Source organism: Microbacterium sp., from assembly GCF_047602155.1.
Lineage (GTDB): Bacteria > Actinomycetota > Actinomycetes > Actinomycetales > Microbacteriaceae > Microbacterium.
In genome coordinates this window covers 3,080,162-3,098,835 of sequence record NZ_JASGHZ010000001.1, presented here as the reverse complement: position 1 = coordinate 3,098,835, position 18,674 = coordinate 3,080,162, and the positions used below count along the sequence as shown (strand labels likewise).

Below are 18,674 nucleotides of genomic sequence, written 5' to 3'. Positions count from 1 at the left end.
CGGCATGCCCGCGCTCGATCTGTCTGTCTCGTCCGTCGACCTCACGCGCACGATCTGCGACATCCCGAGCGTCTCCGACGACGAGACGACGCTCGCCGACGCGATCTTCGAGGCCGTGAGCGCCCTCGGCCATCTCGACGTCTACCGCGACGGCGACACGATCGTCGCGCGCACGAACCTCGGCCGCCCCCAGCGGGTGGCCCTGGCCGGGCACATCGACACGGTGCCGATCAACGGCAACCTGCCGGTCCGCGACATCGAGATCGACGGGCAGCCCTACCTGTGGGGGCGGGGCACGGTCGATATGAAGGGCGGCGTCGCGGTGCAGCTCACGCTCGCCGCCGAGCTGATCGCTCCGCGCGTCGACATCACGTGGCTCTGGTACGACCACGAAGAGGTGGATGCCGAGCGCAACGGCCTCACCCGGCTGGCGCGGACCCGCCCCGACCTGTTCGCCGCCGACTTCGCGATTCTGGGTGAGCCGTCCAACGGCAACGTGGAGGGCGGTTGCAACGGCAATCTGCGCGCCATCGCCCGCACCCACGGCGTCCGCGCGCACAGCGCCCGCTCCTGGATGGGGGAGAACGCGATCCACGCCGCGGCTCCGATCCTCGCGCGCCTGGCGGAGTATCGTGCCCGGGAGGTGCCGGTGGAGGGGCTCGTGTACCGCGAGGGGCTCAACGCCGTGCGCATCGGCGGGGGCGTCGCGGGCAACGTCATCCCCGATCTGTGCGAGGTCGAGGTCAACTACCGCTTCGCGCCCAGCCGCACGCTCGACGAGGCCGAGCGGCACGTGCGCAGCGCGCTGGAGGGCTTCGACGTCGAGATCGTCGACCGCGCCGCGGGTGCCCGTCCGGGGCTGGACGCGCCGCTCGCGCAGGAGTTCCTCGCCGCCGTCGGCGCCGAGCCGCGCCCCAAGTACGGGTGGACCGACGTCGCACGGTTCTCGGCACTGGGCGTGCCCGCCGTCAACTACGGGCCGGGCGATCCGAGCCTGGCCCACCACGACGAGGAGCGCGTCTCGTACGCGCAGATCGAAGACGTCGAGCGAGGTCTGCGGGAGTGGCTGACCGCGTGAACCCTGTCCCGGCGGCGCGTGCGGGTCACGATCTGCGGCTGCATCCCGCGCTGCTGATCGCGCTCGTGTACACGGCGGCGCGGGTCGTGACGACGGTGTTCCTCGTCATCGCGGCGGAGCTGTCGGCCCCGAGTCGAGGTTCGGGGCCGACGCGTCGCTCGCGTCGCTGTCGATGGGCTGGGACGGGCAGTGGTACTGGGTCGTGGGTGTCGACGGCTACCCCGCCGATCTGCCGGTCGACGACGCCGGCAACGTCACGCAGAACGCGTGGGCGTTCATGCCGCTGTATCCGGCGCTGTCGCGGGCGCTGGCCACGGTGTTCGGCGGCAACTACCCGCTCGCCGCCGTCGTGCTCGCGATCGTCGCCGGATACTTCGCGTGTCTCGTGCTCTTCCACCTGTTGCGGGAGCGCGTCGGCGCATCGACGTCGATGTGGGCGGTCGCGCTGCTGGCGGCGGGGCCGCTCGCGGCGCTGTTCCAGATGGGATACGCCGAATCGCTGTTCCTGCTGTGGCTGTTCCTCGCGCTGTCGTGCCTCGTGCGGCGCCGCTTCGGCTGGCTCTACCTGCTCATTCCGCTGATGGCATATACCCGCCCGGGTGTGCTCGCCTTCGCGCTGCTGCTGGGGCTGTACGGCATCGTCCGCTGGTGGTGCCGCCGTACCGACCCGCTCCCGGCCACCGAGGTCGTGCACGTCGTTCTTCTCGGGCTGCTCGCGGTGCTCGTCGGATTCTCGTGGCAGGTGATCGCGGGTTACGTCACGGGCGACCCCGGTGCCTACCTGGAGACCGAGCTGTCGTGGCGGCGGGACTGGACCGGCGCGCACGACGCCGGATTCGTCCCGCTGCAGGGGTTCGTGCAGGCCGCCGCCCTGTGGTTCCGGCTGTGGGGGCTGCCCGAGGCGCTCGGGTACGTGGCGCTCGCGCTGGCGGTGGCCGTCCTCGCCGCGACGCTGCTGTTCGAACCGCACGTGAAGCGGCTCGGGCCGGAGATCCGGCTGTGGTCGGCGAGCTACCTCATCTACCTGCTCCTCGTCTTCTTCCCGACCTCGAGCCTGTTCCGCCTGCTGCTGCCCCTCGCACCGCTGTACGGCGCGGTCGCGGGTCCGCGGCATCCGGTGTGGCGCTGGGGGATGCTGGGACTCGGCCTCGTCGCTCAGTGGTGGTGGATCTATCAGATGCTCGCCCTCGGCAACACCTACACGCAGATCCCCTGACGGCGGTGATCGATGTGACGCGAGTGGCGCGTGTGAGGGGTGTGACGGCCCGTGGCGACCGGGTGTCCGGGTTACCGATAAACTTGTGAGGTATTCCGAAGACGAAAGGGAGCCTCACCATGGCAGCCATGAAGCCGCGAACCGGAGACGGACCTATGGAGGCCGTCAAAGAGGGGCGTCTGATCATCGTCCGTGTTCCCCTCGAGGGCGGCGGCCGCCTGGTCGTCTCCGTCAACGACGACGAGGCCAAGGAACTCCACGGCGTCCTCAGCGAGGTCGTCGGCGCCGCCTGACGATCGCCGAACTGCGAATGGCCGGTCTTCGGACCGGCCATTTTCGCGTCCGCGCATGCCGCCGGGTGCCGTCGGGTGTGTTGGGTGCGCCGTGTCCGTCGGCTGAAAAACGGATATGACGCGAAAAACGGATGGATCCGCCGGTATCCATCCGTTTTTCGCGATTCTTCCGTTTTTCGGGACGGTGGATGGGGGCCGGATGGATGCCGAGTGGGGGCGGACGGTGGATGGGCGCCGGGCGGTGGATGGGCGCCGGGCGGGGACGGATGCCGCTACTCGCGGACCGTCGTCAGCTGCAGCAGACCCTCGCCGACGATGGACAGGGCGCCGAGGACCGCGGGGGAGGACTGCGTCTCCTGGATGAGGGAGCGATAGGCCGAGGTCTGCGGGTCGCGGCGCACCGGGTCGGCGACGGCGCCGCCGCCGAGCACCCGCGGCACGAGCACGGTGCCGCCGGGGCGCACGAGGCGCAGCCCGTGCTCGACGTATTCGATGACGCCTTCGGGGTCGGCATCCACCAGCACGATGTCGTACGACGCCTCGTTCATGCGCGGCAGCACGTCGGCGGCACGGCCGGTGATGAACCGGGCCCGCGCCGGCGGGATCTTCGCGTCGGCGAAGGCCGACCGCGCGGCGGCGAGGTGCTCGGGTTCGACGTCGATGGTCGTGAGCGTGGCGCGCGGCGACCCGTGCAGCAGCCAGAGGCCCGACACGCCGGCGCCGGTGCCGATCTCGACGATGTTCAGGGCATCGGTGGCCGCGGACACGATCGCGATCTGCGCGCCGATGGCGGCACTGATCGGGTCGGCGCCGAGCTCCAGCGCGTGCGCGCGCGCCCGCTCGATCGCCTCGGGCTCGGCGGTCACCTCGTCGACGTACCTGCGGATCGCATCCTGCTCTGCCATGTCCACTCCTTCACCGCCAGCGTACGGTGCGCGCCGCACGGGAGCGTGCAGGCGCACGGGTAACCTGGATGCATGTTCAACGGCTTGGACTTGGACAAGCTCCTGCTCATCGGGATCGTCGCGATCCTGGTGATCGGCCCCGAGCGCCTGCCCGCCTACGCCGCGAAGCTGGCGCAGTTCACCCGGCGCGCGCGGGAATGGCTCAGCGGCGCGAAGACGCGCATGAAGGACGAGCTCGGCGAAGACTTCGACGACGTCGAATGGCGCAAGCTCGACCCGCGTCAGTACGACCCGCGCCGCATCATCCGTGAGGCGCTGCTCGACGACGCACCGGTGCCGACCGCCGCCGCCCCCGCCGCCGCGACGACCGCCGCCGCGGCGACCGCTGCCCCCGCGCCCGCGACGGCGCCCGCCGCGCCGTCCGCGGTAGCCGTCGCCTTCGACCCGTCCCGCGATGTGCCGTTCGACAACGAGGCGACCTGACCTCGCGCCCCCAATCATGCCGCCCCGTCGAACCTGCCCCTTGTTGTCGACCCGGCCGATTGCGAACGGTGTGCACGGGGCCGGCTCGTGCCCAACCGGCAGGGTCAACACGAGCGAGGCTGTGGTCACGCGGGGGTGAACGGCAGGGGGCGGCCGGACAGGCCGCGTGGCGTCGCGGCGAGGGACGCCGCGACGTGCTCGATCGCCTGCGCCGCGGCGTCGCCGGGCGCGCCGACCACGACCGGCACGCCCGCGTCGCCGCCCTCGCGCAGTGCGACGCTCAGCGGCACCGAGGCCAGCAGCGGCACCGGGGCGGCATCCGTCGACAGCGCCGCGGCCACCGCCGCGCCGCCGCCCGAGCCGAACAGGTCCAGCGTCGTCCCATCGGGCAGCACCATCGCGGCCATGTTCTCCACGACGCCGATCACGCGCTGACCGGTCTGCGCCGCCACCAGGCCGCTGCGCACCGCGACATCGGATGCCGCGGTCTGCGGTGTCGTCACGACGAGCACCTCGGCGTGGGGCAGCAGCTGGCCGACCGAGATCGCGATGTCGCCGGTGCCGGGCGGCATGTCGATGAGCAGCACGTCGAGGTCGCCGAAGAACACGTCGGTGAGAAACTGCTGCACCGTGCGATGCAGCATCGGCCCCCGCCACGCGACGGCGCCGGAGGCCGGACGGCCGGCCTCCGACGGCGGCAGGAACATCCCGATCGAGATCGCCTTCACCCCGTACGCCACCGGCGGCAGCATGAGGTCGTCGATGCGGGTCGGGGCGGGCGGGCGCCCGTCGGGGCCGACGAGGCCGAGCAGCGCCGGGATCGAGAACCCGTGCACGTCGGCGTCGACGAGGCCCACCGCGAGCCCGCGGGCGCAGAGCGCGACGGCGAGGTTCGCCGTCAGAGTCGACTTGCCGACGCCGCCCTTGCCGCTCGTGACGGCGATCACCCGCGTCAGCGCATCGGGGCCGAACGGCATGACGCGGGCGGCGCGCCCGCCGCGCAGCCGCTCGGTCAGCGCGTGGCGCTCGGCGGGCGTCATGACGCCGACCTCGACGACCACCTCGGCGATGCCCGCGACGGATGCCGCTGCCGCCCGCACGTCGCGCTCGATGCGGTCGGCGGCCGGGCATCCGACGATCGTCAGGGCGATGCCCACGCGCGCGACGTCGCCGTCGACCACGACGGCGCGAACCATGTCGAGCTCCGCCAGCGGGCGACGCAGTTCGGGGTCGACCACCGCGCCGACCGCGCGGCGGACGGCGGCATCCATCGCCGGGTCGGTCACGGACCGCTGGGCTCGCGAGGCGCGTCGAGCTGCTCGAGCAGCGCCTTGAGCTCCTGCCGCAGCACGTCGCGCGTGACGACCTGCTCGGAGACCTCGGTCAGCGCCATGCGCAGCGCGACGACCTCGCGGGCGAGGTATTCGGTGTCGGCGAGATTGCGCTCGGCGCGCTGGCGGTCCTGCTCGATCTGCACGCGGTCGCGGTCGTCCTGCCGGTTCTGCGCCAGCAGGATGAGGGGAGCCGCGTACGACGCCTGCAGCGACAGCACGAGGGTCAGCGCGGTGAACCCGAGCGCGGCGTCGTCGAAGCGCACCGGTTCGGGGGCGAGCGTGTTCCAGGTGATCCACGCGACGCAGAACGCCGACAGGATGAGCAGGAACATGGGCGTGCCCATGGCGCGGGCGATCCACTCGGTGAACCGGCCGAACCGGTCGCGCGAAGGCTGCGGGGTGCGGGTGAGCCGGGTCGTGCGGCCGAGGGGGGCATCGAGCGCGGTCCGGCGGGGGGTGCGGGCCATCAGCGCCTCCTCGGGATGCTCGCCGTGCTCGTCGAGACCGCGGCGACGGGCTCGTCGCCGTCGTGCGAACGCCAGTCTTCGGGCAGCAGGTAGTCGAGGACGTCGTCGACGCTGACGGCGCCGACGAGCCGGTGCGCCTGGTCGACGACCGGCAGCGACACGAGGTTGTAGCTGGCCAGCAGGCGCGCCACCTCGGCGGCCGAGGCCGTCGCGGGCACCGGATCGAGGGTGTCGTCGATGATGGCCCCGAGCCGCTCGTGCGGCGGGTAGCGCAGCATCCGCTGGAAGTGCACCGTACCCAGGAGCCTGCCCGTGGGGGTCTCGTAGGGCGGCAGCGTGATGAACACGGCCGCGGCGAGAGCCGGGTGCAGCTCGTGCCGGCGGATGAGGGCGAGCGCTTCGGCGACCGTCGAGTCGGCCGACAACACGATCGGCTCGCTCGTCATGAGGCCGCCGGCCGTGTCCGGGCCGTACTTCAGGAGGGCGCGGACATCCTCCGCCTCCTCCGGCTCCATGAGCTCGAGCAGCTCCTCACGCTGATCTTCCGGCAGCTGGGCCAGCACGTCGGCCGCGTCGTCGGGCTCCATCTGGTCGAGGATGTCGGCGGCGCGCTCGTCACCGAGCGCTTCGAGGATGTGCACCTGCTCGTCTTCCGGCATCTCTTCGAGCGCGTCGGCGAGGCGGTCGTCGGAGAGCTCCTCGGCCACTTCGAGCAGGCGCTCCTCCGGCAGGTCGAGCAGCGTGTTGGCGAGGTCGGCGGGCTTGAGCTCGGAGTAGGTCGCGACGAGCTGCTCGGCCGACTGCGCCTCGCCGGGGGAGAGCTGCTCGCGCACCTGGTTCCAGTTCGCGAACGTCGTCGGCCCCTTGGCGAAGGGCGACGCGCTGGTCTTGGGCTTGCGCAGGAACAGCTGGCCGATGTCCCATTCGCCGAGCCGGTCGCGTTCGATGCCGACGTCTTCGATGACGGCCTGCCCCGAGCCGTCGGTGAAGAACACCTTGCGCCCGAGCAGTTCGCTCATGACCCGCACCTCGCCGCCGCGCTGCTGGAAGCGGCGCACGTTGATGAGACCGGTGGAAATGACCTGGCCGGGCTGGATGGAGGTCACGCGGCCGATCGAGAGGAAGACGTGGCGACGCCCGGGGATCTCGACCACGAGCCCGACGACGCGGGGCGGGTCGTCTTTTCGGTAGATGACGACGACGTCCCGGACCTTGCCGAGCCGGTCGCCCGCGGGGTCGAAAACGGTGCAGCCGACCAGGCGTGCCACGAAAACCCTCTGCGTACTCACTCGTCCAGCGTAGTCCGCGTGCTCCCGCCCTCGCGGGACCGGCACCCCCGGCGCGTGACAAGATGGATGCGTGAGCATGAGTGGCGGCATTCCGCAGGAGACCGGCGAGAAGATCGCCGACTTCGCCACGTATCCGGCCGCGCAGAAGGCCGTCTCGCAGCTGATCGAAGCCGACATCCCGGCGCGTGACATCGCGATCGTCGGGCACGGGCTGCGCTCGGTGGAGACCATCACGGGGCGGCTCGGCTACGCGGCCGCGGCGCGGTCGGGCGCGATCAACGGCATCCTCCTCGGTCTGCTGTTCTCGGCGATCTTCGTGCTCGGCACGACGGGCGCCGGCATCCAGCTGTTCGTCGGCGTCATGTTCGTCGGCATCGCGCTCGGCATGCTGATGAGCCTCATCGCCTATGCGATCGTGCGGCGCCGGCGCGACTACACCTCTGTGACGCAGGTGCTCGCCGACCGGTACGAGGTCACGGTGCTGCCGCGCAGCATCCATCGCGCCCGCGAGGTCGTCGGGCGCACGAAGACCCCCGCGCCTCTGGCGTTCACTCCGGCCACGCCCCGCACCGACCCCGAGGCGCCGGCTTCCCCCGCCGCACCGCCGCAGTACGGCGAGCGGATCGAACTGCCCCCGCCGCAGTACGGCGAGCGCATCGACGCGCCGCCGCCCGCCGAGCAGGACCGGCCCGCCCCGCCGCCGCAGTGAACCGCGCTCAGCGACCTGCGCGCGCGATCCAGGCCTCGACCTCGTCGGCCGTGCGCGGGATGGCCGCCGACAGGTTCACGGGTCCGTCCGCGGTCATGAGGATGTCGTCCTCGATGCGCACCCCGATGCCGCGGTACTCCGCGGGAACGGTGAGGTCGTCGATCTGGAAGTACAGCCCGGGCTCGATCGTGAACACCATGCCCGCACGAAGGATGCCGTCGTAGTACATCTCGCGGCGCGCCTGCGCGCAGTCGTGCACGTCGATGCCGAGGTGGTGGCTCGTGCCGTGCACCATGTACCGGCGGTGCTGGCCGCCCTTGTCGGCGTCGAGCGCCTCCTCGGCGGTCACCGGCAGCAGACCCCACTCGGCGACGCGCTCGGCGATGACCCTCATGGCGGCCTCGTGGACGCTGCGGAACTTCACCCCGGGCCGCGCGGCGGCCAGCGCGGCGTCGGCGGCCTCGCGCACCGTCTCGTAGATGGCGCGCTGGATGGGCGTGAACGTCCCCGACACCGGCAGGGTGCGGGTGATGTCGGCGGTGTAGAGGCTGTCGACCTCGACGCCCGCGTCGATGAGGATGAGATCGCCCGGCACGACGGCGCCGTCGTTGCGCGTCCAGTGCAGGTAGCAGGCGTGCGGGCCGGAGGCCGCGATCGTGTCGTAGCCTTCGCCGTTGCCCTCGACGCGCGCGCGGTGATGGAAGACGCCCTCGACGGCGCGCTCGCCGCGCGGCGTCGCGATGATGCGGGGCAGATCCGCGACGATGTCGTCGAACCCGCGCGCGGTGACGGCGACCGCGAGGCGCAGCTGCTCGACCTCGTATTCGTCCTTGACCAGTCGCAGCTCGGAGACGAAGCGGGTCAGCTCGTCGTCTTCGTCGAGCACGAGGTCGGCATCCGTCGCCTGAAACGCGTCGAGGTGCGCGGTGGCGAGCCCGAGGTCGGCGGCGACGCCGTCGAGGGCGGGGCGCGGGCCGATCCAGAACTCGCCGATCGTCGCGTCGCCGTAGAACTCGGCCGTCGTGCGGTCGGCGCGTTCGCGCAGGTAGAGGGTGACGTCGTGGCCGGCATCCGGCCGCGGATCGAAGACGAGCACCGAGTCGGGCACGGCGTCGCTGGCCCAGCCGGTGAGGTGCGAGAAGGCGGAGTGCGCGCGGAACGGGTAGTCGGTGTCGTTCGAGCGCACCTTGTAGCCGCCGGCCGGGATCACGAGCCGCCTACCGGGGAACGCCGCCGAGACGGCGTCGCGGCGCGCGCCGGCGAACGGCGCCTGCGCGCGCTGCGGCGGCGTCAGGTCGGGGCGCTCGGCCCACCCCTCGGAGATGGTGTCGAGAAACCCCTGCGGGAACGGCTGCTTGCGGTTGGTGTTCTCGGCGGGCGCGTCGGATGCTGGGGTCTGCGTCTGGGGTGCCTGCGCGATCGTGTCGCTGTCGCTCGTGGTGGTCATGGCATCCAGTCTCCCACCTCGGGCGCGGTCAGCGGGCGGGCTCGAACTGCACGACGAGGGGGCGGTGGTCGCTGCCGCTGGTGTCCAGCGAGTCGAGGACGACGGCGCCGACGGGAGTCCACGCATCCGTCGCCATGACGTGGTCGATCGGCGTGCCCAGCAGCGCCGGCCACTCGGTCGACCAGGTGCCGACGGCGCCGATCCCGGTCTGGACGGCGACGTCGCGGCAGCGCCCGAGGGTCGCGTCGCCGGTGCCGAGCTGCGCCATGTTGTCGACGGTCGCGTTGAAGTCGCCGGCCATGATGACGTCGTCGGCCGCGCACTGGTCGGCGATCCACTGCAGATCATCGCGCCAGTCGGCCATGAAGCTCTGCCGGGGCGCGACGGCGTGCACGGCCACGACGATGGGGCCGGTGCCGTCGACGGGCATGGCGACCACGCTCGGCACGGACGACGTGTTCGTCGTGCCGTCTGAGGTCGAGGCGACGACAGCGTAGTCGCCGAGCGCGGGGGAGATGAGCAGCGTCGTCGAGTTCGCGGCCCAGTCCGGGTAGCCCTCGCGGTCGCCGTAGCTCTCGTGGTGGGCCCACATCGGCGATCCCAGCTCGCGCATCGCGACCGCGACCGCCTCGCCGGTCTCGCTCGTCGTCTCGGGCAGGGCCACGATGTCGGCCTGCATCGCGATCGCGGTCTGCGCGATCAGCTGGGCGTCGGTCGCGTCGCCCGCGGTGTTCCAGGTCATCACCCGGATGCTGCTCTCAGTCTGTGCCGGCAGCGTTCCCGGGCCGGTGCCGCGCGCGACGAGGATGGCGACGTTCACGCCGCCGGCGATGAGGGCGATGATCGCGATGGATGCCGCGAAGCCCCGCAGCGCCCGCACCAGGCACAGCAGCAGCGCGAGCAGCAGCACCGCCGCGAACACCACCACCACGACGCCCCGCAGCGACACGATCTGCGCGAGCGGCCAGGTGCGCTCGAGGCGGAAGAACTGCGGCCACATCACGATCGCGGCGGCGATGGCGGCCAGAACGGTCACGAGGATTCCGATCAGGCGCAGCACGCGTGCGACTCTACGTCAGCGTCCTGGGAGTTCCCGGCGCGCCGCGTGCCCCGCCGCTACGCTCGGATCATGACAGAGCCCCGGGCGTTCCACGGCCCGAGCGATCTGCACCTGCACTCCGACCACTCCGACGGCACCGAGTCGCCCGCCCAGGTGCTGGCCTCGGCGCATGCCGCAGGGCTGCGCACCGTGGCGCTGACCGATCACGATACGACGTCGGGCTGGGCCGAGGCCGCCGCCGCGGCGCGTGCGCTCGGGGTCGCGCTGCTCCCCGGCATGGAGCTGTCGGCGCGGCACGAGTGGCGCAGCGTCCATGTGCTGGGCTATCTGTTCGACCCCGACGACGACGGGCTGCGCGCTCTGACCGACCGCATCCGGCGTTCGCGGCTGACACGGGCGCGCGAGATGGCCGGCCGCATCGAGCGCGACTTCGATCTCACGTGGGACGACGTGCTCGGCCAGACCGCCGTGGGCGCGAGCGTCGGGCGCCCGCACCTCGCCGACGCACTCGTCGCGAAGGGGCACGTGCGTGACCGGGAGGAGGCGTTCGCCGGCATCCTGCATCCGCGCAGCGACTACTACGTCGAACTGTACGCGCCCGACCCGGTGACGGCCGTCGCCGCGATCGCGCACGCCGGTGGCGTGCCGATCGTCGCGCACGCGGCGGGGCGGGGCGCCGTGCTGCCAGACCGTGTGATCGAGCGGATGCTGCGGGCGGGGCTCGCCGGGTTCGAGCTCGGCCATCGCGAGAACCGTGAGCCGGGGCTGACGCGGCTGCGCGCGCTCGTCGCGGAGCGGGATCTCATCGCGACCGGGTCGAGCGACTATCACGGCTGGGGCAAGCCGAACCGGCTGGGGGAGTACACGACCGACGACGAGATGGTCGCCCGCATCATCGACCGCGCAACGGGAAGCGCCCCCGTCCTGCCGTAGGCAGGAGCGAGGGCGCCTCCGAGGCGGTGCCGAAGGTCAGCTCAGCGCCTTGGCCTTGAGCGCGTCGAACTCGGCCTGCGAGATGGCGCCCGCGTCGAGCAGGCTCTTGGCCTGGGCGATCTGGTCGGTGGGGCTCGTGCCGGTGACCGACTTGATGTAGGCGTCCTGCGCGTCCTGGAACTGCTGCGCCTGCGCCGCGCTGCGGCGCGCCATACCGGGGCCGCGTGCGATGAGGTAGACCAGCAGCGTCAGGAACGGTACGAAGACCAGGAAGACGACCCAGATGGCCTTGAGCCATCCGTTCAGCTCGCGGTCGCGGAACAGGTCGGAGATGACCGAGAACAGCGCCATGAGGTAGGCGAAGAAGATGAAGAAGGTGAGGAACCACCAGATGAGGTCGCCGAGCGAACCCCAGAAGCCGTGGTACTCCACGGTCGCGTCGATGAAACGCATGACAGCCTTTCGAAAGGTCGGATGCGGCGGATGCCGCTGAGAACAACGATAGGCCCGCGGCGGGCTCGTATCGTCACATGACGCGCGCCATCACACCCCGCGTGAGAGGGTTCCCCATAAATGAGGATGCGCGCGGTGGGTCAGGCGCCCGCGGCGGGAGCACCCGCGGCGGGCGAGCCGCCGCGGCGACGGCGACGCCGGCGCGCGGGCGCAGGCTTGCCGTCGTGGTGCTCGCGGCCGGCGCCGTCGTGCGTGCCGGCGCCCTCGCCACCCCGCGCCGGACCGGACTCACCGGATGCGGCACCGGCGGCATCCGTCGTCGGCTCGGCGCCTTCGGCGAAGCTCGCACCCACCGGCGTCGATCCCGAGCGCCGGCGGCGCCGGCGGCGCGTGCCGCCCTCGGCCGTGCCTTCGGCGGCGGCCGCAGCCGCGCGGGCGGGCTGCTGCGTGCGCACCGTCTCGGTCTTCGGCGCCTTCGCGATGCGGCCCTTGGTGCCGGCCGGGATGTCGAGGTCGGTGTACAGGTGCGGGCTCGACGAGTACGTCTCGACCGGCTCGGGCTGACCGAACTCGAGCGCGCGGTTGATGAGCGCCCACTTGTGCAGGTCGTCCCAGTCGACGAACGTCACCGCGATGCCGGTCTTGCCGGCGCGGCCCGTGCGGCCGGCGCGGTGCAGGTAGGTCTTCTCGTCGTCGGGGATCGTGTGGTTGATGACGTGCGTGACGTCGTCGACGTCGATGCCGCGCGCGGCCACATCCGTCGCGATCAGCACATCGCGCTTGCCGGCCTTGAAGGCTGCCATCGAGCGCTCCCGCGACTCCTGGCTCATGTCGCCGTGCACGGCCCCCGCGTTGAATCCGCGGTCGCTCAGTTCGTCGACGAGCTTCTGCGCGGCGCGCTTGGTGCGGGTGAACACGACGGTCTTGCCGCGGCCGTCGGCCTGCAGGATGCGGGCGATGACCTCGTCCTTGTCGAGCGAGTGCGCGCGGTAGACGAGGTGGCGGATGTTCGCCTGCGTGAGCCCCTCGTCGGGATCGGTCGCGCGGATGTGGATGGGGTTCGACATGAACCGGCGCGCGAGCGCCACGATCGGGCCGGGCATGGTGGCCGAGAACAGCTGCGTGTGCCGGACGGCGGGCACCTTCTGGAAGATCTTCTCGATGTCGGCGAGGAAGCCGAGGTCGAGCATCTTGTCGGCCTCGTCGAGCACGACCTCGGTCGCGTTGGACAGGTCGAGCAGGCGCTGGTTGTTCAGGTCGATGAGCCGGCCGGGCGTGCCCACAACGATCTGGGCGCCGGCCTTGAGCTGGTCGATCTGTCCTTCGTACGCCTTGCCGCCGTAGATCGCGACGACGCTCGTGGGGCGGTTCTGCGTCAGCATGTCCATGTCTTCGTACACCTGCACGGCGAGCTCGCGCGTGGGGACGACGATGAGCGCCTTCACGCCGGGCTCCGGGTCGAGCCCGAGACGCTGGACCACCGGGATGCCGAAGCCGAACGTCTTGCCGGTGCCGGTCTTGGCCTGGCCGATGATGTCCTGTCCCGGAATGCCCAGGGGGATCGTCTGCTCCTGGATCGGGAAGGCATCCACGATGCCCTTGGCCGCGAGGGCCTCGACGATGTCGGCGTCGACACCGAGCTCTGCGAAAGTCGTCACGAATCTGCCTGTCTGGCGGTGAGAAGCCGCCGGTGAGAGAGTCCACGCCCTTCACTCAGCCACAGGCGCGGCGGTCCCGATCCGTCGCCGGGACTTCTCCACCCTACCGGAGGGGGCGCGCATTCCCGCGTAGGCTGTGTCCGTGGTGACCTGGCCCTGGCAGCGCGATCGCACCGCCGCCCGCACGCTGAAGGTGCGCTCGCGCGGTGATTTCGGCGACGTCAACCGCGTCGATTTCGAAGAGCTCGCCCCGCACGTGGACACGTATCTCGGTCAGGCCGCCTACCTGCAGCTCGGCTTCTTCGAGACTCTCAGCCAGCTCATCGCCCCGACGCCCGAGCTCGCGCAGAAGGAGGCGCTGTCGATCGCGGCCGGTTCGGCGCTGCGCAAACACCGCGAGCTCGTCGCCGTCATCCGTGAGCGGGGGGATGACTCGCTCGACCTCATGCTGCCGTTTCGCGAACCGCTCGACGCCTTCCGCCGCGCCACCCACGGTGCCCGGCCGCTGGAGACGATGCTGTCGGTGCACATCACGGCGGGCATGCTCGACGACTTCTACCTCGCGCTGTCGGCCAGCTACGGGCAGACCGGCGACCGCGTCGCCCAGATTCTGCGCGACGACGACGACCGGCAGGCGCTAGCCGACATCCTGCGCGCGGCGATCGCCTCGGATGCCGAGTGGAAGTCGCTGCTGGGCCTGTGGGGCCGGCGCCTCGTGGGCGACACGCTGCTCATCGCCCGCGCCGCGCTGCGCTCGCAGACCCTCGACGCGGCCGAGGAGCAGAAGGTGGAGCCCGTGTTCACCGACCTGCTCGGCGCGCACTCGCGCCGCATGGCCGCGCTGGGCCTCGACGCCTGAGCCCGTTCGCCACTGGAGCCGCGCACACCGTGACTCAGAACGGCACAATCTCAGGCGTCGGTGCTACCGTCGGCTGAGTAGTCCACCTCCGGGAGGGAACGATCATGCCTGCTTCTGATGTCGTCGTCCTCGTGATGTTCATCATGGCCTACCTCGCCGTATGGGCGGGCCTCGCGGTGGTCGTCGGCCGTCAGGTCGTTGCGCGCTACGAGAGGGGCGATTCGTTGAGAACGCTGTGGATTGCGGCAGTTGTCATCTCCCCGATTCTTGGCGCGGTCGCGTGGTTGCTGTGGACGGCAGTGTCTGATCGACCCCACTCCCCGTCCTACCGCTAACGAGGGCCGTCGCCGTGACGGCAGAAGCCCGGAACGAAGCCTCCGGGCCTTGCTCCGGGCGTGTGCGCATCCGCTCGTCGTCGTGAGATCGTGCGCGGCGGAGGGTGGTGCTCATAACTCAGCGTCCGCTGGGCCGCGGAGTCATGCGCCACCTATCGAGCGGGACGCTCAGGAGATCTTCAGGCGCAGCCGCTCGCGGGCGTCGTGCGCGGCGCGCAGGCGAGTCGTGACGAGGAGAGCCACCGGGACGACGACGCTCGGCACGATGAGCGAGACGAGCCACAGCCACACGTCGGTCGTCGTGAGCCCGGCCCACGTCAGGGCGAGCCAGGTGGCCCCGCCCACGAGGGCGCCCACGACGGGTGCGAGCGCCGCGCCGCGGGACGACCGTCCGGGCATCAGGTAGTGCAGCACGGCGCCGAGCGAGCCGCCGTAGATGAGGGCGAGGAGGATCTCCATCGGCTCAGGCGACGAAGCCCACGCGCCGGGACTCCTCGGTCCCGACCTCGATGAACGTGATGGCGGCGGTCGGCACGATGTAGGTGTTGCCCTTCACATCGGCGAGGGTCACGAAGGAGACAGCGGAGGCGAGCGCCTTCTCGGCCAGCTCGGTGACGGCCTGGGTCGACAGGGCGGACTCGAAGTTGAGCTCTCGCGGGGTGTTCGCGAGGCCGATGCGGATCTCCACGGGTGACTGCCTTTCCGGCCCCGGCGTCGGGGCGCATCTCGACTTTACGACACGTCGACGCCATCGCGGGCGCTCGGCGCTCGTCGCCACTGTGCCAAGACACAGCCAGGATGCAGGAGCACCTGTGACCAAACACGCCGCAGAGGCAGGTCGAGGCGACTTCTGTCACACCCGCTCCTGCATCCTGGCATGTCGGAGGGCTCGGATAGCGTGAAGAACGTGGATGCCGAGACCCCTTCGACCGCCGTGGCGGTCCCCGACGCCGCACTGGACAGCGCCCAGCGTGCCATTGCGGCGTTGCCGGCCGACGCGGACGGCGTCGTGGCGGGCGCTCCCGGCTCGGGCAAGACGACCGCCGTCGTCGCACGGGTGGGGGCGCTCGTGGGCGCAGGTCTCGCGCCGGAACAGCTCCTCGTTCTCACCCCGACCCGCCAGGCGGCGACCGGGCTGCGCGATCGGCTCGCCCTCGCCGTCGGTGTGGCGACCCCGGGTGCGCTGGCCCGCTCGATCGCGGCCTTCGCGTATCAGATCGTCCGCGCCCATGCCGTGCACACGGGGGCACCGCCGCCGCAGTTGCTGACCGGGCCGGATGAGGATCAGCTCATCGCCGACCTTCTCGCCGGCGACGCCGAGGACGAGCTCGCCGGCGCGGTCCGGTGGCCGGCGTGGCTGACGCCGGAGGTCCGCGCGACGAGCGGGTTCCGTGCCGAGTTGCGGGCGTTTTTGGCCGAGTGCGCGCAGCTGGGCATCGAACCGGGGCGCCTCGCCGAGCTCGCCGGGGCGCACGAGGTGCCGGAGTGGGCGGCCGCGGCATCCTTCGCCCGCGACTACCACGCGGTGCGGGCGCAGCTGCGCGGCGCGCACCGCGACGCCGCGGGGCTGGTGCGCGAGGCGCTGGGGCTCGTCCGCACGCTGCCGGCCGGCTCGCCGGGGCTGGCCGCGATCGAGCGGCTGCGGACGATCGTCGTGGACGACGCGCAGGAGCTGACGCTCGGCGGCGTCGAGCTGCTGGAGGCGTGTCGCGCGCGCGGAGTCGCGGTGCTCGCGTTCGGCGACCCCGACGTGGGGTCGGGGGTGTTCCGCGGCGCGAGCCCGGAGAACTTCGCGCGGCTGGCGGCGGGCTCCGCGCTGCGGGTGCTGCCCGAGGCGCATCGCGGCACCCGGGAGCAGCGTGCGGTCGTCGCGGGGATCACCGCGCGCATCGGCGCGGCGGGTGTCGTTGCGCACCGGCGGGGGCCGGGGCAGGGGGACGGGCGGGCGCTCGGCGCGGGCGACGCGGAGGGCCCGGACGAGTCGGCCGACAGCGTGCGGACCTTCACCGCGCGCTCGACGGCGGAGGAGCACGATCTCATTGCACGGCTGCTGCGGGAACGGCACGTGCACGACGGCGTGCCGTGGTCGCAGTGCGCCGTCATCGCGCACGACACGCGGCAGGTGACCGCGCTGGAGGCGGAACTCGCCGCGCGCGAAGTGCCCACGCGCGCCACCGGGCAGTCGCGCCCGCTCGCCGAGACGGCCGCGGTCGCGCAGCTGCTGCGGATCGTGCTGCTCGCCGCGCAGGATCCGCACGACTGGAGCGCCGACGACGTTCACGACCTGCTGCACGGTGGTGGAATGGACCCGATCGAGGTGCGGCGGCTGCGCACCGCGGTGCGTCAGGCCGCGCTGGCGGCGCGCGCGGAGTCGGGCGCGAGTGGGGTGGACGAGCCGGAGCCGACCGGCGGGCAGCTGCTCGCATCGGCACTCGCACACCCGATCGAGTTCGCGCTGCTCGACACCCGCGAGGGGCGCCGTGCCGAGCGCATCGGGCAGACGCTCGCGCGGGTGCGCGCGGCGTGGGACGCACAGGCGACGGCGCACGAACTGCTCTGGGCGGCGTGGGACGGCCTGGGGTTCGCACGCGCGTGGGCGGCGTCGGCCGCGGGCACGGGGGCTGTCGCCGACCAGGCCGGGCGGGATCTGGATGCCGTCGTCGCGCTGTTCCAGGCGGCCAAGCGCCACGGCGAGCGCGGCGACGGCACGGCACCGGTCGCGTATCTGCGCGGTGTGCTCGACTCGGCGGTCGCGCAGGACCGGCTCGACGACGGCGACCGGGTCGACGCCGTCCGGGTGCTGACCCCGGCGGGAGCCCTGGGGGCGGAGTTCGACACCGTCGTCGTCGCGGGCGTGCAGGACGGGATCTGGCCGAACCTGCGCTCGCGCGGCAGCCTGCTGCAGACGTGGCGGCTCGCCGCCGCCGACACCGGCGAACCCGTCGACACGATCGACCGGCGCCGGCTCGTCCTGCACGATGAGCTGCGACTGTTCGCGCGGGCGTGCTCGCGCGCGCGGTCGCTGCTGGTGGTGACCGCCGTGGACAACGACGACACCGGGCCGAGCGCCCTGTTCGAGCTGCTGCCGCCGTCCTCGCCGGCGGCCCGCGTGACCGGTCATCCGCTGTCGCTGCGGGGTCTGGTGGCGAAGCACCGCCGCACGCTGACGGATGCCGCGGCCGACACCCGCGCGAAAGACGACGCGGCCGGCCAGCTGGCGCTGCTGGCGGCGGCCGGTGTCGCCGGGGCGGCATCCCGCGAGTGGTTCGGGGTGCTGCCCCCGACCTCCGTCGCGCCGCTGCGCGACCTCGACTCCGAAGACGTGCGCGTCTCGCCGTCGCGGATGCAGACGCTGGAGGAGTGTCAGCTCAACTGGGTGATCGGCGACCTCGGCGCCGACGCCGGGAGCGTCGTCGCGGGCGTCGGAACGCTCGTGCACGGCGCGATGGAGCTGGGCGGCGACGAACAGGCGCTGTGGGCGAGCGTGGCCGCGCGGTGGGGCGAGCTCGACTTCGAGTCGGAATGGCGCGATCGGGCCGAGCAGGCCCGCGCACGCGAGCTCGTGCGCCGCCTCGCCGCGTATCTGCGCCGATTCGAGGCCGCGGGGGGCGCGCTCATCGGCGCCGAGCCGCACTTCGAGGTGCCGGTCGCGCTCGACCCGCCGCGGGCGCACGGCGCGATCGTCAGCGGGTACATCGACCGCGTCGAGCAGACGGGCGCGGGGGAGGTCGTCATCGTCGACCTCAAGACCGGCAAGCGCGAGCCGCAGACCGACGCCAAGGTCGCCGACAACCCGCAGCTGGCCGCCTACCAGCTGGCGCTGATCGAGGGGGCGATCCCGGAAGCGGCCGGGCTGAAGCCCGGGGGCGCGAAACTGCTCGTGCTGCGGCCGACCGCGGCGACCAAGGACTACGCCGAACCCCGCCAGCCGCCGATGGATGCCGACACCCGCGCGGCGTTCCTCGCCCGCATCCGGGCGACCGCCGACGTCATGAGCGGCACGACGTTCAGCGCCCCGTTCGAGGAGCACTGCCGCGACGACCACGCGTACGGGCTGTGCCGCATCCACACGATCGGGGCGGTGAGCGCGTCGTGACGAGCATCGTCCCGTCGGGCGGCGGCGTCGTGACCCCGGCGGCCTTAGCGGCCGGCGTC

General features: G+C 72.2%; 19 protein-coding genes. 9 read left to right on the top strand and 10 right to left on the bottom strand.

The window, feature by feature from the left end; translation table 11 throughout:
• The first annotated feature begins 4 nt into the window (after positions 1-4).
• The 3 genes from dapE (at position 5) to QM720_RS14330 (ending at position 2,587) form a co-directional block, all read left to right on the top strand.
• The gene (gene dapE / locus QM720_RS14340) at positions 5-1,078 is read left to right on the top strand and encodes a succinyl-diaminopimelate desuccinylase (protein WP_415127653.1); all 1,074 of its coding nucleotides are present in this window, start codon (positions 5-7) and stop codon (positions 1,076-1,078) included.
• Between the two features lie 172 nt (positions 1,079-1,250).
• Entirely contained in the window at positions 1,251-2,294 is a 1,044-nt protein-coding gene (locus tag QM720_RS14335; protein ID WP_415127651.1) for a hypothetical protein, read from the top strand.
• A 119-nt stretch (positions 2,295-2,413) separates the two neighbouring features.
• Positions 2,414-2,587: a DUF3117 domain-containing protein gene (locus QM720_RS14330; RefSeq protein ID WP_415127649.1), complete on the top strand. Its 174-nt coding sequence runs from the start codon at positions 2,414-2,416 to the stop codon at positions 2,585-2,587.
• 272 nt (positions 2,588-2,859) lie between these two features.
• Here QM720_RS14330 and QM720_RS14325 read toward each other — a convergent pair whose 3' ends face one another.
• On the bottom strand, positions 2,860-3,492 hold the full coding sequence (locus tag QM720_RS14325) for an O-methyltransferase (RefSeq protein ID WP_415127647.1): 633 nt from the start codon (positions 3,490-3,492) through the stop codon (positions 2,860-2,862).
• A gap of 72 nt (positions 3,493-3,564) precedes the next feature.
• On the opposite strand from QM720_RS14325, the gene QM720_RS14320 reads away from it, so the two are divergent.
• Complete coding sequence (locus QM720_RS14320) at positions 3,565-3,975, top strand: Sec-independent protein translocase TatB (RefSeq protein WP_415127645.1); 411 nt, start codon at positions 3,565-3,567, stop codon at positions 3,973-3,975.
• A 125-nt stretch (positions 3,976-4,100) separates the two neighbouring features.
• On the opposite strand, the gene QM720_RS14315 is transcribed toward QM720_RS14320, so the two are convergent.
• The 3 genes from QM720_RS14315 to QM720_RS14305 are packed head-to-tail and all read right to left on the bottom strand — an operon-like array spanning position 4,101 to position 7,065.
• Positions 4,101-5,246, bottom strand: a complete 1,146-nt coding sequence (locus QM720_RS14315; protein ID WP_415127958.1) for an Mrp/NBP35 family ATP-binding protein — start codon at positions 5,244-5,246, stop codon at positions 4,101-4,103.
• A gap of 11 nt (positions 5,247-5,257) precedes the next feature.
• The gene (locus QM720_RS14310; protein WP_415127643.1) at positions 5,258-5,776 is read right to left on the bottom strand and encodes a DUF1003 domain-containing protein; all 519 of its coding nucleotides are present in this window, start codon (positions 5,774-5,776) and stop codon (positions 5,258-5,260) included.
• Positions 5,776-7,065 (bottom strand): magnesium transporter MgtE N-terminal domain-containing protein, encoded by a 1,290-nt coding sequence (locus tag QM720_RS14305; RefSeq protein ID WP_415127641.1) that lies wholly within the window; start codon positions 7,063-7,065, stop codon positions 5,776-5,778. The genes QM720_RS14310 and QM720_RS14305 overlap by 1 nt, the downstream gene beginning before the upstream one ends.
• Positions 7,066-7,141: 76 nt before the next feature.
• On the opposite strand from QM720_RS14305, the gene QM720_RS14300 reads away from it, so the two are divergent.
• The gene (locus tag QM720_RS14300) at positions 7,142-7,774 is read left to right on the top strand and encodes a general stress protein (RefSeq protein ID WP_415127639.1); all 633 of its coding nucleotides are present in this window, start codon (positions 7,142-7,144) and stop codon (positions 7,772-7,774) included.
• 7 nt (positions 7,775-7,781) lie between these two features.
• Here QM720_RS14300 and QM720_RS14295 read toward each other — a convergent pair whose 3' ends face one another.
• The gene (locus QM720_RS14295; protein ID WP_415127637.1) at positions 7,782-9,221 is read right to left on the bottom strand and encodes an aminopeptidase P family protein; all 1,440 of its coding nucleotides are present in this window, start codon (positions 9,219-9,221) and stop codon (positions 7,782-7,784) included.
• 28 nt (positions 9,222-9,249) lie between these two features.
• Complete coding sequence (locus QM720_RS14290; RefSeq protein ID WP_415127635.1) at positions 9,250-10,281, bottom strand: endonuclease/exonuclease/phosphatase family protein; 1,032 nt, start codon at positions 10,279-10,281, stop codon at positions 9,250-9,252.
• A gap of 69 nt (positions 10,282-10,350) precedes the next feature.
• On the opposite strand from QM720_RS14290, the gene QM720_RS14285 reads away from it, so the two are divergent.
• Positions 10,351-11,214, top strand: coding sequence for a PHP domain-containing protein (locus QM720_RS14285; protein ID WP_415127633.1), 864 nt, complete (start codon positions 10,351-10,353; stop codon positions 11,212-11,214).
• Between the two features lie 36 nt (positions 11,215-11,250).
• On the opposite strand, the gene QM720_RS14280 is transcribed toward QM720_RS14285, so the two are convergent.
• Together QM720_RS14280 and QM720_RS14275 are read right to left on the bottom strand one after the other, a co-directional pair.
• Positions 11,251-11,667, bottom strand: coding sequence for an SHOCT domain-containing protein (locus tag QM720_RS14280; protein WP_415127631.1), 417 nt, complete (start codon positions 11,665-11,667; stop codon positions 11,251-11,253).
• Between the two features lie 140 nt (positions 11,668-11,807).
• Positions 11,808-13,325 carry a DEAD/DEAH box helicase gene (locus QM720_RS14275; RefSeq protein ID WP_415127629.1) on the bottom strand — a complete coding sequence of 506 codons (1,518 nt, stop codon included), beginning with the start codon at positions 13,323-13,325 and terminating at the stop codon, positions 11,808-11,810.
• Positions 13,326-13,467: 142 nt separating this feature from the next.
• Between QM720_RS14275 and QM720_RS14270 the strand changes: the two genes are divergently transcribed.
• Positions 13,468-14,184, top strand: a complete 717-nt coding sequence (locus QM720_RS14270) for a ferritin-like fold-containing protein (protein ID WP_415127627.1) — start codon at positions 13,468-13,470, stop codon at positions 14,182-14,184.
• A 104-nt stretch (positions 14,185-14,288) separates the two neighbouring features.
• Entirely contained in the window at positions 14,289-14,519 is a 231-nt protein-coding gene (locus QM720_RS14265; RefSeq protein WP_415127625.1) for a hypothetical protein, read from the top strand.
• Between the two features lie 168 nt (positions 14,520-14,687).
• Here the strand turns inward: QM720_RS14265 and QM720_RS14260 are convergent, their stop codons facing one another.
• Both QM720_RS14260 and QM720_RS14255 read right to left on the bottom strand, forming a co-directional pair.
• Positions 14,688-14,978 carry a hypothetical protein gene (locus QM720_RS14260; RefSeq protein WP_415127623.1) on the bottom strand — a complete coding sequence of 97 codons (291 nt, stop codon included), beginning with the start codon at positions 14,976-14,978 and terminating at the stop codon, positions 14,688-14,690.
• 4 nt (positions 14,979-14,982) lie between these two features.
• A complete protein-coding gene (locus tag QM720_RS14255) occupies positions 14,983-15,207 on the bottom strand; it encodes a DUF3107 domain-containing protein (protein WP_415127621.1) in 225 nt (74 codons plus the stop codon).
• A 219-nt stretch (positions 15,208-15,426) separates the two neighbouring features.
• On the opposite strand from QM720_RS14255, the gene QM720_RS14250 reads away from it, so the two are divergent.
• Positions 15,427-18,615 carry an ATP-dependent helicase gene (locus tag QM720_RS14250; protein ID WP_415127619.1) on the top strand — a complete coding sequence of 1,063 codons (3,189 nt, stop codon included), beginning with the start codon at positions 15,427-15,429 and terminating at the stop codon, positions 18,613-18,615.
• Positions 18,616-18,674 lie beyond the last annotated feature (59 nt).

Bases quoted from the DNA above. Each gene is read 5' to 3' on its own strand.
- dapE (WP_415127653.1), top strand. From the start codon at position 5: ATGCCCGCGCTCGATCTGTCTGTCTCGTCCGTCGACCTCACGCGCACG.
- QM720_RS14335 (WP_415127651.1), top strand. From the start codon at position 1,251: ATGGGCTGGGACGGGCAGTGGTACTGGGTCGTGGGTGTCGACGGCTAC.
- QM720_RS14330 (WP_415127649.1), top strand. From the start codon at position 2,414: ATGGCAGCCATGAAGCCGCGAACCGGAGACGGACCTATGGAGGCCGTC.
- QM720_RS14325 (WP_415127647.1), bottom strand. From the start codon at position 3,492: ATGGCAGAGCAGGATGCGATCCGCAGGTACGTCGACGAGGTGACCGCC.
- QM720_RS14320 (WP_415127645.1), top strand. From the start codon at position 3,565: ATGTTCAACGGCTTGGACTTGGACAAGCTCCTGCTCATCGGGATCGTC.
- QM720_RS14315 (WP_415127958.1), bottom strand. From the start codon at position 5,246: ATGGATGCCGCCGTCCGCCGCGCGGTCGGCGCGGTGGTCGACCCCGAA.
- QM720_RS14310 (WP_415127643.1), bottom strand. From the start codon at position 5,776: ATGGCCCGCACCCCCCGCCGGACCGCGCTCGATGCCCCCCTCGGCCGC.
- QM720_RS14300 (WP_415127639.1), top strand. From the start codon at position 7,142: ATGAGTGGCGGCATTCCGCAGGAGACCGGCGAGAAGATCGCCGACTTC.
- QM720_RS14295 (WP_415127637.1), bottom strand. From the start codon at position 9,221: ATGACCACCACGAGCGACAGCGACACGATCGCGCAGGCACCCCAGACG.
- QM720_RS14285 (WP_415127633.1), top strand. From the start codon at position 10,351: ATGACAGAGCCCCGGGCGTTCCACGGCCCGAGCGATCTGCACCTGCAC.
- QM720_RS14280 (WP_415127631.1), bottom strand. From the start codon at position 11,667: ATGCGTTTCATCGACGCGACCGTGGAGTACCACGGCTTCTGGGGTTCG.
- QM720_RS14265 (WP_415127625.1), top strand. From the start codon at position 14,289: ATGCCTGCTTCTGATGTCGTCGTCCTCGTGATGTTCATCATGGCCTAC.
- QM720_RS14260 (WP_415127623.1), bottom strand. From the start codon at position 14,978: ATGGAGATCCTCCTCGCCCTCATCTACGGCGGCTCGCTCGGCGCCGTG.